At 71.3% G+C, this 16,451-nt stretch carries 15 protein-coding genes; 10 read left to right on the plus strand and 5 right to left on the minus strand.

Going from position 1 to position 16,451, the window contains the following annotated elements:
* Positions 1-18: 18 nt before the first annotated feature.
* Positions 19-882, minus strand: a complete 864-nt coding sequence (locus ABZ490_RS35420) for a serine protease (protein ID WP_358999695.1) — start codon at positions 880-882, stop codon at positions 19-21.
* A 201-nt stretch (positions 883-1,083) separates the two neighbouring features.
* On the opposite strand from ABZ490_RS35420, the gene ABZ490_RS35425 reads away from it, so the two are divergent.
* A complete protein-coding gene (locus tag ABZ490_RS35425) occupies positions 1,084-2,031 on the plus strand; it encodes a chlorophyllase (protein ID WP_358999697.1) in 948 nt (315 codons plus the stop codon).
* A gap of 92 nt (positions 2,032-2,123) precedes the next feature.
* On the opposite strand, the gene ABZ490_RS35430 is transcribed toward ABZ490_RS35425, so the two are convergent.
* Positions 2,124-2,801 carry a hypothetical protein gene (locus ABZ490_RS35430; protein ID WP_358999700.1) on the minus strand — a complete coding sequence of 226 codons (678 nt, stop codon included), beginning with the start codon at positions 2,799-2,801 and terminating at the stop codon, positions 2,124-2,126.
* Positions 2,802-2,926: 125 nt separating this feature from the next.
* Here ABZ490_RS35430 and ABZ490_RS35435 point away from each other — a divergent pair, with 125 nt between their 5' ends.
* The 4 genes from ABZ490_RS35435 to ABZ490_RS35450 all read left to right on the plus strand — a co-directional run bounded on the left by ABZ490_RS35435 (position 2,927) and on the right by ABZ490_RS35450 (position 6,710).
* Positions 2,927-4,138 (plus strand): pyridoxal phosphate-dependent aminotransferase, encoded by a 1,212-nt coding sequence (locus ABZ490_RS35435; protein WP_358999703.1) that lies wholly within the window; start codon positions 2,927-2,929, stop codon positions 4,136-4,138.
* Between the two features lie 83 nt (positions 4,139-4,221).
* The gene (locus ABZ490_RS35440) at positions 4,222-4,647 is read left to right on the plus strand and encodes a hypothetical protein (RefSeq protein WP_358999706.1); all 426 of its coding nucleotides are present in this window, start codon (positions 4,222-4,224) and stop codon (positions 4,645-4,647) included.
* Between the two features lie 156 nt (positions 4,648-4,803).
* On the plus strand, positions 4,804-5,427 hold the full coding sequence (locus ABZ490_RS35445) for a tetratricopeptide repeat protein (protein WP_358999709.1): 624 nt from the start codon (positions 4,804-4,806) through the stop codon (positions 5,425-5,427).
* Complete coding sequence (locus ABZ490_RS35450) at positions 5,424-6,710, plus strand: glycosyltransferase 87 family protein (RefSeq protein ID WP_358999712.1); 1,287 nt, start codon at positions 5,424-5,426, stop codon at positions 6,708-6,710. The genes ABZ490_RS35445 and ABZ490_RS35450 overlap by 4 nt, the downstream gene beginning before the upstream one ends.
* Here the strand turns inward: ABZ490_RS35450 and ABZ490_RS35455 are convergent.
* Entirely contained in the window at positions 6,629-7,627 is a 999-nt protein-coding gene (locus ABZ490_RS35455; protein ID WP_358999715.1) for a glycosyltransferase family 2 protein, read from the minus strand. The genes ABZ490_RS35450 and ABZ490_RS35455 overlap by 82 nt on opposite strands.
* Before the next feature lie 61 nt (positions 7,628-7,688).
* Between ABZ490_RS35455 and ABZ490_RS35460 the strand changes: the two genes are divergently transcribed.
* Positions 7,689-8,117 carry a GtrA family protein gene (locus ABZ490_RS35460; RefSeq protein ID WP_358999718.1) on the plus strand — a complete coding sequence of 143 codons (429 nt, stop codon included), beginning with the start codon at positions 7,689-7,691 and terminating at the stop codon, positions 8,115-8,117.
* Between the two features lie 234 nt (positions 8,118-8,351).
* Here ABZ490_RS35460 and ABZ490_RS35465 read toward each other — a convergent pair whose 3' ends face one another.
* Positions 8,352-10,175 carry a phosphoenolpyruvate carboxykinase (GTP) gene (locus tag ABZ490_RS35465; protein ID WP_358999721.1) on the minus strand — a complete coding sequence of 608 codons (1,824 nt, stop codon included), beginning with the start codon at positions 10,173-10,175 and terminating at the stop codon, positions 8,352-8,354.
* Positions 10,176-10,512: 337 nt separating this feature from the next.
* Here ABZ490_RS35465 and ABZ490_RS35470 point away from each other — a divergent pair, with 337 nt between their 5' ends.
* The 4 genes from ABZ490_RS35470 (at position 10,513) to ABZ490_RS35485 (ending at position 14,334) form a co-directional block, all read left to right on the plus strand.
* The gene (locus ABZ490_RS35470; RefSeq protein ID WP_358999723.1) at positions 10,513-11,226 is read left to right on the plus strand and encodes a hemolysin III family protein; all 714 of its coding nucleotides are present in this window, start codon (positions 10,513-10,515) and stop codon (positions 11,224-11,226) included.
* A gap of 142 nt (positions 11,227-11,368) precedes the next feature.
* Positions 11,369-12,928 (plus strand): MFS transporter, encoded by a 1,560-nt coding sequence (locus tag ABZ490_RS35475; protein WP_358999726.1) that lies wholly within the window; start codon positions 11,369-11,371, stop codon positions 12,926-12,928.
* A 2-nt stretch (positions 12,929-12,930) separates the two neighbouring features.
* On the plus strand, positions 12,931-13,569 hold the full coding sequence (locus tag ABZ490_RS35480) for a TetR family transcriptional regulator (RefSeq protein WP_358999728.1): 639 nt from the start codon (positions 12,931-12,933) through the stop codon (positions 13,567-13,569).
* A gap of 33 nt (positions 13,570-13,602) precedes the next feature.
* Entirely contained in the window at positions 13,603-14,334 is a 732-nt protein-coding gene (locus tag ABZ490_RS35485; RefSeq protein ID WP_358999731.1) for a Mut7-C RNAse domain-containing protein, read from the plus strand.
* A 60-nt stretch (positions 14,335-14,394) separates the two neighbouring features.
* Here the strand turns inward: ABZ490_RS35485 and ABZ490_RS35490 are convergent, their stop codons facing one another.
* A complete protein-coding gene (locus ABZ490_RS35490) occupies positions 14,395-16,428 on the minus strand; it encodes a thioredoxin domain-containing protein (protein ID WP_358999733.1) in 2,034 nt (677 codons plus the stop codon).
* Positions 16,429-16,451 lie beyond the last annotated feature (23 nt).

Below are 16,451 nucleotides of genomic sequence, written 5' to 3' on the forward strand. Positions count from 1 at the left end.
GCACCCGAAGTCAGGGCATCACGGCTTGGGGAGCACGCACGCACTCGCACTCAGATTGAGCTGGTTCCCCGTCGTGAAGCAGGCCGGAATCTGATAGATCTCCTGCGCGTAGTTGATGCCCTCGCGCACGGTCACGGTCCCGCTCTCACTCACCTCGCACGGGTTGTTGACCGTGCAGGTCTCGCCGTCCTCGTTACCGGTGTTGTTGACCGCGACGACCTTCCCGGTGGACTGGTCGATGACCGGCGAGCCGGAGGTGCCGCCGATGGTCTGGCAGGCCGAGGTGTAGCGGACGGAGTCCTTCCAGGTCCAGTCGCCCTCCTTGAGGCGGTACGCGAACCCGTCGATGCTGCAGTTGTAGAGGGTCTTCCAGTAGCCGGAGGCCACGGTGATGGCGGTGCCGGCGGTCGGGTGGGTGTCCTGCACGGTCAGCGCGGAGATCCCGTACGAGCTCTTGATCGTCGCGTACGTGCTGGTGAGCTGGTAGATCGACACGTCCGTGTCGGTCATCGTCGCGTAGGCGAGCTTGCTGGCGCGCAGGGTCGCGACCCGGGTGCCGGAGGAGTTGAGCAGCCCGAAGGTCCGGGTGGAGGTCTGGTTGGTGAGGACCTCGCCCGGGTCCAGGAAGCCGGACGTCAGGCAGTGGCCGTTGCTGAGCACCAGCGCCGGGTCGGTGTCCAGGGAGTTCGGGAAGCGGATGACCGATCCGGAACAGTTGCTGAGCGCGACGGTCCCGGCGAGGGTGACGGCCTGGAGCGTGGGTGCGGCCGCCTGGGTGTCCGTCTTCGTGTCCGCCTTGGCCGCGGGTGCCGCGACGGCCGGTGCCGCTCCGATCCCGGCGATGGCCAGGGCGGTGAACGCGGCGACGAGAGGCTTTCTCATGTGGGGGTCCCCTCTTACGACGAGGCGACCGGAGATCTTCCGGCCGCCCGCTGTTTTGTCATGTGCATTCTTAGTACGGATGCACGGAGGGGCAAGCAGTTGTTTCCGGACGGGAGTTGGCGCGATCCCATGCTTTGCGGAAACGGGACACGGTTCCGTATATTAAACGGGACAACGTTCCGCTTTTGGAGGCACCGCATCATGAGCACCTCGACCCCCCGCCCGCTCCACCCCTCGCCCGCCCCCGTCGTCTCGGTCGGCCCCGTCACCCTGTCCACCCCGGACCGGCCCGTGGATCTCCAGGTGCGGGTCTCGACCCCCCTGACCGGGGACGATCTGCCGGTCGTCCTCCTGTCGCACGGCCAGGGCCACTCGAACCACCTCTCCTCGCTGAACGGCTACGCCCCGCTCGCCCACCACTGGGCGGCGCACGGTTTCGCGGTCGTCCAGCCCACGCACCTGAGCTCCCGCAGCCTGAACCTGGACCCCGACACCCCCGGGGCACCGCTGTTCTGGCGGTCCCGCGCCGAGGACATGACCCTGGTCCTCGACCGGCTCGACGAGATAGAGGCCGCCGTTCCGCAGCTCGCGGGGCGCCTGGACCGGGACAGGGTCGCCGTGGCCGGGCACTCGATGGGCGGGCACACGGCGAGCCTGCTGCTGGGCGCCCGGCTCACCGATCCCGACGACGGGACGGAGGTGGACCTGACCGAGCCCCGGATCAAGGCGGGCGTCCTGCTCGCCCCGGTCGGCCGGGGCGGCGACGCCCTCACCCCGTTCGTGACCGAGAACTGGCCCTTCTTCTCCACCACGGACTTCTCGAAGATGACCACGCCGGCGCTGGTGGTCGCCGGCGACCGGGACGACTCCGCGCATCTGACGGTCGCGGGCCCGGACTGGCACACCGACCCCTACACCCTCTCCCCCGGCCGCAAGTCCCTGCTCACCCTGTTCGGCGGGGAGCACGGGCTCGGCGGGGTCTCCGGATACGACGTCGCCGAGACCACGGACGAGAGCCCCGAGCGGGTGGCGGTGGTCCAGCACCTCACCTGGGCCTACCTGCGCAGCGAGCTGTACCCGGGGGACCCGGCCTGGCGCACGGCGCGCGAGACGCTGACGGCCGCCCAAGGCCGCGTGGATTCCAAGTAGGCCCCCGCCCTGAAGGGGCACGGGGAACTGCGCGACCAGCCACACCGCAGCCGCAGACGCCAGACGGCCCCACCTCGCAGCACCTTCGGCGCTCAGCGGGACTTGCCGCCACCCTTCCCGTGCCCTCGGCCCTGGTTGCCCGCGCCGCCGGGCGCGCTCCAGGACCGGGTCGCGGTCGCGGAGGGGGTGCTGCTCGCCGCCGGGGCACTCGGAGCCGAGGCCGAGGAGGTGACGGAGGGCGCGCCGGACGTCGTAGACCCCCCGGAGGACGGCGCGCCGGAGGAGACCGGCTCGCCCGCCGACGAGGGCGTGCCGCTCGACGAGTCCGACGGGCTCACCGTGCCGTCGGGTGCCGAGCGGGTGTCGCCCCGCTCGCCCTGCCCGCCGCCCGGCGTGGAACCGGAGGTGAAGGACATCCCGGCCACCAGCGCGGCCAGCGACACCGCGCCCACGGCCCCCGCCGCGAACACCACCCGGCGCGAGCGCCCGCCGCCCGTGCGGCGCGCGGCACGGCGGCGGTCCGCCCGGCCGCCCGCCATCGGCTCCCCCGACTCCCCCACCCGGCCCGGCTCCCCGGGAAGGGCGGACGCCTCGTCCGCGGGCAGGTCGGGGATGCGGGGAAGTTGCTGGGTCTCGTCGTACGCGTTCTGCCACCCGTGCGCGGTCGCCGGGTCGGCGTACCGCTCGTACGACGCCGGGTCGGCCCCGGCGTCCGGATGGAACACGATCGGCCGCACCTGGGGTGCGCCGCTCTCGCCTGGCCTGGACATGGCCGCGCATTGTAGGGAATGGTGCGGCCCGTCGGACAGTGACCGCCGATAACAGAACAAATCACCCGTCTCGCGTGGTGGAAAACACGCCCCACGGGGCGTAACCGGGCCGTAAGCTCCCTGACATGCAGGTGATCCAGTCGACGAAGCTCGCCAACGTCTGTTACGAGATCCGGGGCCCGGTTCTCGAGGAGGCGATGCGCCTGGAGGCGGCGGGACACCGCATCCTCAAGCTCAACACCGGCAACCCGGCCGCCTTCGGCTTCGAGGCCCCGCCGGAGATCCTGGAGGACGTCCTCCGCAACGTCTCCACGGCGCACGGTTACGGCGACGCCAAGGGGCTGCTCGCCGCGCGCCGCGCGGTCGTCATGCACAACCAGACCCTCGGCATAGAGACGGACGTCGAGCACGTCTTCATCGGCAACGGCGTCTCCGAGCTGATCGTGATGGCGATGCAGGGCCTGCTGGACGACGGCGACGAGGTACTCGTTCCGTCGCCGGACTATCCGCTGTGGACCGCCGCCGTGTCGCTGTCCGGCGGCACCGCCGTGCACTACCGCTGCGACGAGCAGTCGGACTGGATGCCCGACCTCGCGGACGTCGAGCGCAAGGTCACCGACCGCACCAAGGCGATCGTCATCATCAACCCCAACAACCCGACGGGCGCGGTGTACGACGAGGCGATGATCCGGGGACTGACCGACATCGCCCGGCGCCACAATCTGCTCGTCTGCTCGGACGAGATCTACGACAAGATCCTGTACGACGGCGCCACGCACACGCCGACCGCCTCGGTGGCCCCGGATCTGCTGACGCTCACCTTCAACGGGATGTCGAAGGCCTACCGGGTGGCCGGCTACCGGGTCGGCTGGATGTCGATCTCGGGCCCGCGCGCCCACGCAGACTCCTACATCGAGGGCCTGACGATCCTGGCGAACATGCGGCTGTGCGCCAACATGCCCGGCCAGCACGGCGTCGTGGCCGCCCTCAGCGGCCGGCAGTCCATCAACGACCTGGTGCTGCCGGGCGGGCGGCTCAAGGAGCAGATGGACACGGCGTACGAGCTGCTGACGCAGATCCCGGGCGTGACGTGTGTGCGGCCGAAGGGCGCGCTGTATCTCTTCCCGCGCCTGGACCCGACCGTCTTCAAGATCAAGGACGACCGGCAGATGGTCCTGGACCTGCTGCGCCAGGAGAAGATCATGGTCGTCCAGGGCACCGGCTTCAACTGGCCGGAGCCGGACCACTTCCGGGTGGTGACCCTGCCGACGGCGACGGACCTGCGGGACGCGATGGGCCGGATCTCGCGCTTCCTGGACGGCTACGGCCAGCCCTGACATCCGGAACGACATCCGAGATCCACTCAACTTTAGACGAAATCCAAGCTAGGATGGTTTCCTGTCAGCACAGGAGGCCATCCATGTACGAGCCGATCCGCACCAAGTCGGTCCACAGCCAGATGGCCGGCACCACGCCCGACTTCCCCCACCGTTCCCGCGAGGAGGAGCTGGACATCCAGCTCGCCGGACACCTCTCGGCCCTGCTCGCCGTCACCGACGAGCTGCGCGGGCCGGCACCGTCCGCCGACCTCGACAGCGCGGCCGCACGGCTCGCGCAGCAGGTGACCCGGCTGCGGGGCGGACGGACGCCGGCCCGCGCGGCGACCGCCGCCGCCCGCACGTCCCGGCTCGCGGCCCTGCACCAGCGGGCGCACTCCCTCGCGGGCCGCGCCCTGGTCGTCGCCGCGTCCCGCGCGGACACCACGGCGGCGATCCTCGCGGCGGAGCGCATGGAAGCCCATGCCGCCGCGCTGGCGGAGGAGCAGGAGCTGAGCACCGCCGGCTGACCCTGCGGGGTCCCCCCTACGGCCCCGGTCCGCGTGCACCCGCAGCGACGCGCGGACCGGGCGCCATATTTTTTCCCGCCTGCATTCGAGTGGACCGCGCGCCCCGCGTGCCCGCGCACACCTGTGCCACCGGCACCGCCTCGTAACGTCGATGCGGTGAAACGCAGGCAATTGTTGGTAGTGCTCTCCGGTGCGGCTGCAGTTGCCACCGGATTGCTGTCATGGTCGGTCCTGGCGTGCGCGGCGGCCTTCCCGGATTCCGGGTCGCCGTCGCCGGAGCGGACTCCCCCGAGCGCCGATGCCCTGCTGCAAGCGGGCATCGCGGCGCAGCAGAACAACGATCCCCAAGGCGCTTCCCGGTTCTACGGCGTGGTCCTCACCCTGGACCCGCGGAACAAGACCGCCTGGTACAACCTGGGGGTCATCGCGCACCAGGACGGCCGGTCCGCCGATGCCCGCAGGGCCTACGAAAAGGCCCTGACCATCGATCCGGCCTTTCCCTCGGCCCTCTACAACGAGGCGCTCCTGGTGAAGTCGAGCGACCCCGATCTCGCGATGGGACTTCTGCAACGGGCCGTCGGCGCGGATCCCGGCGGGGCGGCCACGGCCCATCTGCATCTCGGGGATCTCTGGATCCGCAAGAACCGGAAGCAGGAGGCCGCCGAGGAGTTCCGCAGCGCGGTGGCGGCCGACCCCGCGCTCCTCCCCCAGGTCCCGGAGTCCTTCCGGGCATCCCTGCGCCCCGCACCCGCACCGAGCCCGGCAGGGAGTCCCCGATGACGACGAACCACCGGACCGTACGGGTGCTGGCCGTGTACACCCTGCTGGCGACCGCCCTCGCGGCCCGGGTCCTCCTGCTGCCCTACAAGTCGGGTGACTACCTCACCTTCCTCGACCCCTGGTACCGGCACCTGGAGAGCCACGGCGGGTTCGCCGCCCTCGCCGACCCCGGCTTCTCCGACTACAACGTGCCGTACCTCTATCTGCTCGCCGGGCTGACCCATCTGCCCGTGTCCGCGCTGGCCGGCATCAAGGGGATCTCGATCCTGTCCGATCTGGCGCTGGCGTACTACGCCTTCCGGATCGTGGCCCGGCTGCGGCCCGCCTCCGCCCGGGCGGCCTACGGCGCGGCGGCGGCCGTGCTCCTGCTGCCGACCGTCGTCACCAACAGCGGCTGGTGGGCACAGTGCGACGGGGTCTACGCGGTCTTCCTGCTCGGCGGGATCCACCATGTGCTGGGCCGGCGGCCGTGGTGGGCGTGCGCCTTCTTCGGGATCGCGCTGGCGGTCAAGTTCCAGGCCGTGTTCCTCTTCCCGTTCCTGCTGGTCATGGTGGTGCTGGGACGGGTGCCCTGGCGGAGCCTGCTCGCGATCCCCGGGGTGTACCTCGCCCTGGACGTCCCGGCGCTGCTGCTCGGTGCCGATCCCTGGCGGCTGCTGACGGTCTACGCCCGGCAGACGGGGACGTACCAGCTGCTGTCCCTGCACGCGCCGTCCGTCTACGAGTTCGTCTCCGTGCCCGGGGACACCGGTCCGGTCCGCACGGCCGGTGTACTGGTCGCCGGGGTGGTGGTGACGGCCCTGGTCGGGCTCACGGCCTGGACCCTGCGGTGCGGCCGGCCCGGGGCGGGGGACCCCGGCCCCGCCCCGCACCCGCTCACGGACACCCGGATCGTGCTGCTCGCCGCCTGCTCCTCGCTCCTGGTGCCGTTCCTGCTGCCCTCGATGCACGAGCGCTACTTCTACCTCGCGGACGTGCTCACGGTGGTGGCCGCGTTCGTCCTGCCCCGGCAGCTCTGGTACGTGCCGGTGCTGGTGCAGCTCGCCTCGTTCGGCAGCTATCTGGTGGTCGTCAACGCGACCCTGGCTCCGTATCTGTCCATGCCCGCGCACGCCGCCCTGATGCTGCTCGCGGTGGTGGCCGTACTGCGCACGGCCGTCCTCGAGCTGCGCCACCGGCGCGGCGCCCCCCGCGCCGCTGCTCAGCCCGACCGCGGCCGAGCCGGCCCGGACGTGACCGCCGGGCCCGGGGCGGCGGCCGTGGCGGTGTCGTCGGCGACGTAGTAGGTCGGCCGCCGCTGCACGGCGGTGTAGATGCGGCCGATGTACTCGCCGACCACTCCCAGACAGATGAGCTGGACCGAGCCGACGAAGAGCACCGCGATGATCAGGGAGGTCCAGCCGCGGGTGGTGTCGCCCGCGGCGTACACGGCCAGGGTGTACGCGAGCATGCCGAGGCAGATGGCGAAGGCGAGCACACCGAGCCAGACGGCGAGCCGCAGCGGGGCGACGGAGAAGCCGATGACGCTGTCGACCGCGAGCAGGACCATCTTGCGCAGGGGGTACTTGGTGCGGCCGGCGACCCGGGGGTCGCGGCGGTAGGTGACCTCCCCGCTGGGAAAGCCGAACCAGGGCATGAGCAGCCGGTACACCTGCGGCTGGTCGGGCAGGGCCTTCAGGGCGTCGAGGGCCTCGCGCGACAGCAACCGGAAGTCGCCCGCCTGCGCCGAGACATGACCGCCGACCACCCGGCGCACGAGCCAGTAGTAGGCACCGGCGCTGCGGCGCTTGAAGCCGGTGTCGCTGGAGCGGTTGCCGCGCACGCCGTAGACGATGTCGAGGTGCCGGGAGCGGGCCAGGGCGAGCATCTCGGGGATCTTCTCCGGGGGATCCTGGAGGTCGGCGTCGAGGCTCGCGGTGTAGCGGCCCCGGGCGTGGTGCAGTCCCGCGGTCAGCGCGGCCTGGTGTCCGCTGTTGCGGCGCAGCCGCACCACCCGCAGCTGGGGCCAGTCGGCGCGCAGCCGGGTGAGTTGACCGACGGTCCCGTCCGTGGAACCGTCGTCGACGGCGACCACCTCGTACGTCTCGCCCGTCCCGTCGAGCACCGGCCGCAGCCGTTGCGCCAGGGCCGGAAGTGCCTCCTCCTCGTTGAACATCGGAATGACGACCGACAGTTCGACCGATGACGCGACTGATGACATGCGGATCCCAGCCTCATGCTCACTTACGGTAGTATTTGCTTACTTACCGTACGATGCTGGCATGGCTCAGCGCGTAGAGACACACGCACCCCGGACCGCAGGGGTCGCCCGGCAGCTTCCCGTGTTCGCGGTCATCGGCGTGCTCTCCACGCTGGCGCACCTCGGACTGTTCACGCTGCTGCGGCCGGTGCTCGACGCGCAGCTCGCCAATCTGGTCGCGCTCTTCACCACGGCCGTGGCGAACACCGCCGCCAACCGCCGGTTCACCTTCCGGGTCCGCGGCAAGGAGGGGGTGGCCCGGCATCAGCTCCAGGGACTGGTGGCCTTCCTCGCGGGGCTCGCGCTCAGCAGCGGTGCCCTCGCCCTGGTGCACCGGACGGTGTCGGACGCGCCGCACGTGGAGATCGCCGCGCTGGTGGTGGCCAACGGGACCGCGACGATACTGCGCTTCACGCTGCTGCGCTGGTGGGTGTTCGCGAAGGCCGTCTGAGGGGGGCCGCACGAGGGGGCCGCCTGAGAGCGGCGCCTGAAACGGGCGCCTGAAACGGGCGAAGGCCTGTCGCCGCCTCCCCGTCGGGGCGGACGGGGTGGTGACGACAGGCCCGGGTTCCCCACGCCGTTGTGCGGAACCTCGCCGGTCTGTGGTGCTGTCACCGCGGCCGGCCGTGACGATATTGCTGGTCAGGGCTCGATCGGCAGCCGGCCGCGGCGTTCGTGGCGGGCGTCAGCCCAGGCGCTGCACCAGGGCGCGGTACTCGTCCCACAGCTCCTTCGGGGTGTGCTCGCCGAAGGTGTTGAGGTGCTCGGGGACCAGGGCGGCCTCCTCGCGCCAGACCTCCTTGTCGACCGTGAGGAGGAACTCCAGGTCGGCGTCGGCCAGTTCGAGGCCCTTGGTGTCCAGGGCCTCCCGGGTCGGCAGGATGCCGATGGGGGTCTCGACGCCCTCGGCCTTGCCGTCCAGCCGCTCCACGATCCACTTCAGGACGCGGCTGTTCTCGCCGAAGCCGGGCCAGACGAACGCGCCCTCGTCGTTCTTGCGGAACCAGTTGACGTAGTAGATCTTCGGGAGCTTCGCCTGGTCCTTGCCCTTGGCGACGTCGACCCAGTGCCCCATGTAGTCGCCCATGTTGTAGCCGCAGAACGGCAGCATGGCGAACGGGTCGCGGCGCAGCTCGCCGACCTTGCCCTCGGCGGCGGCGGTCTTCTCGGAGGCGACGTTCGCGCCGAGGAAGACCCCGTGGTTCCAGTCGAAGGACTCCGTCACCAGCGGGACCGCGCTCGCGCGGCGGCCACCGAAGAGGATCGCCGAGATCGGCACGCCCTTGGGGTCCTCCCACTCGGGCGCGATGATCGGGCACTGCGAGGCCGGGACGGTGAAGCGGGCGTTGGGGTGGGCGGCCGGGACGTCCGAGGACGAGGTCCAGTCGTTGCCCTTCCAGTCGGTGAGGTGGGCCGGGGTCTCCTCCGTCATGCCCTCCCACCAGATGTCGTTGTCGTCGGTGAGGGCGACGTTGGTGAAGACGGAGTTGCCCCACAGCGTCTTCATCGCGTTGGCGTTGGTGTGCTCGCCGGTGCCGGGCGCGACGCCGAAGAAACCGGCCTCGGGGTTGATGGCGTACAGCCGGCCGTCCTCGCCGAAGCGCATCCAGGCGATGTCGTCGCCGATCGTCTCGACGGTCCAGCCGGAGATGGTGGGCTCCAGCATGGCGAGGTTGGTCTTGCCGCAGGCGGACGGGAAGGCGGCGGCGACGTACTTGGACTCACCGGTGGGCGGGGTGAGCTTGAGGATCAGCATGTGCTCGGCCAGCCAGCCCTCGTCACGGGCCATGACGGAGGCGATGCGCAGCGCGTAGCACTTCTTGCCGAGCAGGGCGTTGCCGCCGTAGCCGGAGCCGAAGGACCAGATCTCGCGGCTCTCGGGGAAGTGCGAGATGTACTTGGTGGAGTTGCACGGCCACGGAACGTCCGCCTGGCCCTCCGCCAGGGGCGCGCCGAGGGTGTGCACGGCCTTCACGAAGAAACCGTCGGAGCCGAGCTCGTCCAGGACGGGCTGTCCCATGCGGGTCATGGTGCGCATGGAGACCGCGACGTAGGCGGAGTCGGTGATCTCGACGCCGATCGCGGAGAGGTCCGAGCCGAGGGGGCCCATGCAGAACGGGACGACGTACATCGTCCGGCCGCGCATCGAGCCGCGGAAGATGCCCTGCTCACCGGCGAAGATCTCGCGCATCTCGGCGGGGGCCTTCCAGTGGTTCGTGGGGCCCGCGTCCGCCTCCTTCTCGGAGCAGATGAACGTCCGGTCCTCGACCCGCGCGACATCGGTCGGGTCGGAGGCGGCGTAGTAGGAGTTGGGGCGCTTGATCGGGTCGAGCCGCTTGAAGGTGCCCTTCTCGACGAGCTCCCCGCACAGGCGCTCGTACTCGGACTCGGATCCGTCACACCAGACCACGCTGTCCGGCTGTGTCAGTTCGGCGATCTCGTTGACCCACGAGATCAGTTCCTGGTGGTTGGTCGGGATGACAGTGGGAGCCGCGATGTCGCGCGCCACGATCGCTCCTAGATGAGGGGTTTTTTGTTGGAGGCCCCGTGGGGGCTGCGGCCCGGATGCCCCGCGACTGGATCTTCAGCGCTCATCCGGTGCCGACCGCACTCATCTGATCATCCGACGCTCGCGCCCATCTGTCCAGAAGGCGTCACAGGTGAGCAGCGTGAGGATCGCCACGCATAACCGCGCCCTTTTGCGTCCACTTGACGTTCAGCAGAAGATTCTTTTGAGTGAACCTTCTCCGGCTCACGGTGCGGCACCGTGAGATGATGGCCACTCTTCGCCCCCGAACCTCCGAGACCGACCCGTAACTTACGGTTCCGTAGGTACGATTCGGCCCATGACTGCGCCCGTCCCCGACGCGCCCACCGACACGCCGGCCGACGGCCGCGGTCCCCTCGGGCTCCCCCTGCCGCACGAGATCAAGCCCAAGCTCCGCGGCTGGCTGCATCTCGGCATGTTCCCGGCCGCACTGATCGCGGGCCTGGTCCTCACCGCCCTCGCGGACTCCACCCGGGGCCGGATCGCCTGCGGTATCTACGCCCTCACCGCCTGTCTGCTGTTCGGCGTGAGCGCGCTGTACCACCGGGGCAACTGGAACGCGCGCATGGACGGCATCCTTCGCCGCCTCGACCACGCGAACATCTTCCTGATCATCGCGGGCACCTACACCCCGCTGACCCTGCTGCTCCTGCCCGACGGCAAGGGGCAGTGGCTGCTGTGGGGCATCTGGGCGGCGGCGCTCGCGGGCATCGCCTTCCGGGTCTTCTGGGTCGGCGCCCCGCGCTGGCTCTACACCCCCTGCTACATCGCGATGGGCTGGGCGGCCGTCTTCTTCCTGCCGGACTTCATGCGCACCGGCGGGATCGCGGTGCTGGTCCTGGTCGTCGTCGGCGGGGTCCTCTACAGCGCGGGCGGCGTGATCTACGGCATCAAGCGGCCCAACCCCTCACCTCGATGGTTCGGCTTCCACGAGGTGTTCCACTCGTTCACGCTCGCCGCGTTCGTCGTCCACTACGTCGGCATCTCGCTGGTGGCGTACCAGCACGCGTAGCGTCGGTTTTCAGCCTTCTCAGGGCCACGGCTTCCGAGCCGTGGCCCTTTTTCATGCCCGCACGCCCCCGCAGGCCCCCACACGCCCCCGCACGCTCCACAGGAATTGACACTCCCTCTGTTTTGAGAGTTACTCTCATTTCATGGCTACTGTCACGAACGCTTCCGAGGCGGGGCGCGACCCCCGCCGCTGGTGGGCCCTCGCGGCCCTGGTCGCCAGCATGCTCACGCTCGGCTTCGACATGACGATCCTCAACGTGGCGCTCCCGACGATGGCGCGCGACCTCGGCGCCTCCACCGGCGAGCAGCAGTGGATGGCGGACGCGTACGTCGTCGTCTTCGCGGCGCTGATGCTCCCCGCCGGCCTCCTCGGCGACCGCTTCGGCCGCCGCCGGATGCTGATCACCGGGCTCGGGATCTTCCTGGCCGGCTCCCTGGTGGGCGCGCTGGCCGGCGACGTGAACTGGGTCGTCGCGGCCCGCGCCTTCATGGGCGTCGGCGGCGCGCTCGTCACCCCGCTCGCCCTGTCCGTCCTGCCCTCGCTCTTCGGCCCCGACGAGCGCACCAAGGCCATCGGCGTCATCTCCGCCGCCTCCGCGCTGGGCCTGCCGCTCGGCCCGATCATCGGCGGCTGGCTCCTGGACCACTTCTGGTGGGGCTCGGTCTTCCTGGTCAACGTGCCCATGGCCGCGATCGGCGTCACCGCCTGCGTCCTGCTGCTCCCCGAGACCCGCGACCCCGCCTCGCCCCGGGTCGACACCCTGTCCACCGCGCTCACCGCCGGCGGCCTCGGCGCGCTCATCTACGCGATCATCGAGGCGCCCACCCGCGGCTGGGGCGACCCGCTGGTGCTCGGCATGTTCGGCGCGGCCGTCGCCCTGATCGCCGCCCTGGTGCTGCGCGAGCGGCGCGTCGAGCGGCCGATGCTCGACATGGCGCTGCTCGCCGACCGCGGCTTCCTGTTCAACACGCTCGCCGCGACCCTGGTCATGTTCGTCCTGTCCGGCCTGATGTTCGTCCTGCCCCCGTACCTCCAGGCCGTCCTCGGCAACGACGCCCTCGGCACCGGCGTACGGCTGCTGCCGCTGATGGGCGGACTGCTGGTCGCCTCCCGGGCCGCCCAGCCGGTCGTCGCCCGGTTCGGCCCGCGTGCCGTCGTCAGCGCCGGCCTGATGGTGCTGGCCTTCGCCGCGCTCCTCGGCACCCGGACGACGGTCGACTCCGGCTACGGCTTCACCGCGCTGTGGCTGTCGATCACCGGCTTCGGCTTCGGCTTCGCGGTCGTGCCCGCGATGGACGGCGCCCTCGGCGCCCTGCCCGCCGACCGGGCCGGCAGCGGCTCCGGCCTGCTGATGACCCTGCGCCAGGTCGGCGCCGCGATCGGGATCGCCCTGCTCGGCTCCCTGCTCTCGGACGCCTTCCGCGACCGCCTCGACGTCACCGGACTGCCCGCCGGGGCCGCCGGCACCGCACGGGACTCGGTCGTCGCCGCGCACATCGTCGCCGAGAAGGCGGGCTCCGCCCACCTCGCCGCCTCCGCGAACAGCGCGTATGTGCACGGCATGACCCTCGCCCTGCTGGTGTGCGGGATCGCCGCCCTGGTCTCCGCCCTCCTGGCGGCGGGCTTCCTGCCGGGGACGACGACGGCCCGCCGCACCGGCAGCCCGCAAGCCGACGTGGCAGCGCACACGGCGGATGCCTGAGAATGAACCCCATGACGGCCGCCCGCACCTCCTCCCCCGCCGACCGCCCCCAGCTGGGTCTGCGTGAGCGCAAGAAGATCAAGACCCGCGAGGCGATCCGCACCGCGACGTACGCGCTGATCACGGAGCAGGGGTACGACGCCACGACGATCGACCAGATCGCCGAGCGCGCCGAGGTGTCGCCGTCGACCGTCTTCCGGTACTTCCCGACCAAGGAGGACATCGTCCTCACGGACGAGTACGACCCGATCCTCGTGGAGGAACTGCGGCGCCGCCCGGCGGACGAACCATGGCCGGAGAGCCTCCGGTACGTGATGCGGGAGGCGATCCGCACGGGCGTCGAGGGGGACGCGGAGGTCGCCCGGCTGCGCACCCATCTGATGGTCCAGGTCCCCGCGGTGCGCTCACGGATGATGGAGAGCATGTCGGTCACCGGCCGCATGCTCTGCACCGCCATCGCCGAGCGCACCGGCCGCGACCCCGGCAGCCTGGAGGTCCGCGTCTACGCCATGTCCCTGATCGGCGGCCTCATGGAGACCTCCCTGTACTGGGCGGAGAACGGGCACCAGGACGACTTCGTGACTCTCGTCGACCGCACCCTGGGCGTCCTCGAACACGGTCTGCTCAAGGAAAACCCCTGAGCCGGGCCGGACCCACCGTGCCATCCTGACCGGGTGAACCCACCCGAGATCCACGTCGAAGTGGCCCCCGAGCTGGCCCTGTTCGTCCCGCACGCCCGCCGGACCGGCACCCACCCGCTCGCCGTCGACGGCGTCTCCACCCTCGGCCATGTCGTCGAGTCCCTCGGCGTCCCGCTGACGGAGGTCGGCACCCTCGTGGTCGACGGCCGCGAGGTGCCGGTCGGGCACATCCCGGCGGACGGCGAGCGGGTGACGGTCCGCCCGGTCGACCGGCCCCAGCGGGTCCCCGGCGCCCCACTGCGGTTCCTCCTCGACGTCCACCTCGGCACCCTCGCCCGCCGGCTGCGCCTGCTCGGCGTGGACACGGCCTACGAGTCCACCGACATCGGCGACCCGGCCCTCGCGACCCGCTCCGCCGCCGAGCAGCGGGTCATGCTCAGCCGCGACCGGGGCCTGCTGCGCCGCCGCGAGCTGTGGGCCGGCGCCTACATCTACAGCACCCGCCCGGAGGACCAGCTCCGCGACGTCCTCGACCGCTTCCGGCCCGACCTCGCCCCCTGGACCCGCTGCACCGCCTGCAACGGGCTGCTGCGCCGGGCCACCAAGGACGAGGTCGCCGACCAGCTCGAACACGGCACCCACCGCTCCTACGACGTCTTCGCCCAGTGCGCCTCCTGCGGCCGCGCCTACTGGAAGGGCGCCCACCACCAGCAGCTGGAGGCGATCGTCGAGGAAGCCCTGAGCACGCGCGCACAGGACACCTGAGTACGACGGCGCATCCCCGCCGCACCGGCGCGCGAGGGGATGAGGCCTCTGCGAGCTCTGTCAGTCGCTCAGCGCCGCGCGCAGCCGTTCCGGGTCGGTCGTGGGGGCGTCGCAGGTGAAGTTGCGGCAGACGTACGCCGTCGGTTCGCCGTCCCGCAGCGTCCGGTCGGCGAGCAGCGGGAACTCCTCGCTGCCGACCGTGCCGTACGCCACCACCGCCCCCGGCGCGGCACCGAGCAGCGCGGTGTGCAGCAGGGTCTTCGCCGCCGGGTCGTCGAACCCGGCCGCCACGACGGCGACCTCGCGCGGCCCGTCCAGCAGCGCCTCGGCCGCGGCGAGCCCCCATCCGATGAACCGGGGCACCCGCGGCCCCAGCGCCCTGACGACCCCGAGGGCCTTCTCGGCGGCGGTGCGGTGCGGCTCGGAACCGGTGTGCGCGGCATAGCCCAGCAGCGCGCCCGCGGCGGCGGTCCAGCCGGAGGGGACGGCGTTGTCGGTCGGGTCCTGGGGCCTGCGGATCAGCCGCTCGGCGTCGGCGGCCGTGTCGTACAGCGCCCCCGACCCGGGGTCGGCGAACCGGACGAGCACATGGTCGAGCAGGAACCCGGCGAACTCCAGCCAGACGCCCTCCCCGGTGACCGACGCGAGCGCGAGGAAGCCCTCGGCGACATCGGCGTAGTCCTCCAGCACCCCGGCGTTCGCCCCGGCCTGCCCGTCCTTGCTGGTACGGGAGAGCCGGGCCTGCTCGTCGAGATGCAGCCGTACGAGGAGATCGGCGGCGCCCACGGCCGCGGCCACCAGGTCGGGGCGGTCGAAGTAGGCGCCGGTCTCGGCGAGGGCGGCGATGGCGAGCCCGTTCCACGCGGCGACGACCTTGTCGTCCCGGCCGGGGGCGGGGCGCTCGGCCCGCTTCGCCAGCAGCCGTTCCCTGATGCCGGCGATCCTCTCCGCGTCGAAGACGCTGTCCTGCTGGGGCAGCCGGAGCACGGAGGCGCCCTCCTCGAAGGTGCCGTCCTCCGTGACCCCGAAGTAGTGCATGGCGAGCCGCGCGTCCTCGGCGCCGAGCACCTCGGTCAGCTGTGCGGGCGTCCACACGTAGTACGCGCCCTCGACGTGCTTCCCGGTCCCGTCGTCGCTGTCGGCGTCGAGCGCCGAGGCGAACCCGCCCTCCGCGGTGCGCAGCTCCCGCACCATGAAGTCGGCCGTCTCCAGGGCGACGCGCCGGGCGAGCTCGGAACCGGTGGCCCGCCACAGATGCGCATAAACACGACAAAGCAGAGCATTGTCATACAACATCTTCTCGAAATGCGGCACGGTCCAGTCACGGTCGACCGAGTACCGGGCGAAGCCGCCGCCGAGCTGGTCGTAGATCCCGCCCCGCGCCATCCGCTCACAGGTGTCCTGGGCCATCTGGAGCGCGCCCTCGGCACCGGTGCGGGCGTGGTGCCGCAGCAGGAACTCCACCACCATGGACGGCGGGAACTTCGGCGCCCCGCCGAACCCGCCGCGCTGCGCGTCGTACTCCCGGGTCAGCCCCAGCAGCGCCTGCGACAGCTCCTGCTCCCCCGGCGCCGTCGCGTCCCCGAAGGAGATCTCCCGCTCCGACAGATCCCGCACGATCTTCCCGGCGACCTCGGCGACCTCGTCCCGCCGCTCCGTCCACGCCTGCCGCACCCCCTCCAGCACCTGCCGGAACGACGGCATGCCGTGCCGGGGCGCCGGCGGGAAGTACGTACCGAAGTAGAACGGCTCCGCGTCCGGCGTCAGGAACACCGTCATCGGCCACCCGCCCTGCCCGGTGGCGGCCTGCACGGCCTCCATGTAGACGGCGTCCACGTCCGGCCGCTCCTCCCGGTCGACCTTGACACTCACGAACCCCTCGTTGAGCCGCTCCGCGGTCTCGACGTCCTCGAAGGACTCGTGGGCCATGACGTGGCACCAGTGGCAGCTGCTGTAGCCGACACTGAGCAGCACCGGGACCCCGCGCCGCCGCGCCTCCTCGAAGGCCTCCTCGGACCAGGGCCACCAGTCCACCGGATTGTCGGCGTGCTGGAGCAGATACGGGGACGTCTCATGGGCCAGTCGGTTCGGCATGGGGTCCATCCTGCCCCAGGACC

Source organism: Streptomyces sp. NPDC005811 (genome assembly GCF_040630405.1).
GTDB lineage: Bacteria > Actinomycetota > Actinomycetes > Streptomycetales > Streptomycetaceae > Streptomyces.

Coding starts and splice junctions, on each gene's coding strand:
- ABZ490_RS35420 (WP_358999695.1), bottom strand. CDS start 882: ATGAGAAAGCCTCTCGTCGCCGCGTTCACCGCCCTGGCCATCGCCGGG.
- ABZ490_RS35475 (WP_358999726.1), top strand. CDS start 11,369: ATGGCTACTGTCACGAACGCTTCCGAGGCGGGGCGCGACCCCCGCCGC.
- ABZ490_RS35460 (WP_358999718.1), top strand. CDS start 7,689: ATGGCTCAGCGCGTAGAGACACACGCACCCCGGACCGCAGGGGTCGCC.
- ABZ490_RS35455 (WP_358999715.1), bottom strand. CDS start 7,627: ATGTCATCAGTCGCGTCATCGGTCGAACTGTCGGTCGTCATTCCGATG.
- ABZ490_RS35435 (WP_358999703.1), top strand. CDS start 2,927: ATGCAGGTGATCCAGTCGACGAAGCTCGCCAACGTCTGTTACGAGATC.
- ABZ490_RS35470 (WP_358999723.1), top strand. CDS start 10,513: ATGACTGCGCCCGTCCCCGACGCGCCCACCGACACGCCGGCCGACGGC.
- ABZ490_RS35450 (WP_358999712.1), top strand. CDS start 5,424: ATGACGACGAACCACCGGACCGTACGGGTGCTGGCCGTGTACACCCTG.
- ABZ490_RS35425 (WP_358999697.1), top strand. CDS start 1,084: ATGAGCACCTCGACCCCCCGCCCGCTCCACCCCTCGCCCGCCCCCGTC.
- ABZ490_RS35440 (WP_358999706.1), top strand. CDS start 4,222: ATGTACGAGCCGATCCGCACCAAGTCGGTCCACAGCCAGATGGCCGGC.
- ABZ490_RS35490 (WP_358999733.1), bottom strand. CDS start 16,428: ATGCCGAACCGACTGGCCCATGAGACGTCCCCGTATCTGCTCCAGCAC.
- ABZ490_RS35430 (WP_358999700.1), bottom strand. CDS start 2,801: ATGTCCAGGCCAGGCGAGAGCGGCGCACCCCAGGTGCGGCCGATCGTG.
- ABZ490_RS35480 (WP_358999728.1), top strand. CDS start 12,931: ATGAACCCCATGACGGCCGCCCGCACCTCCTCCCCCGCCGACCGCCCC.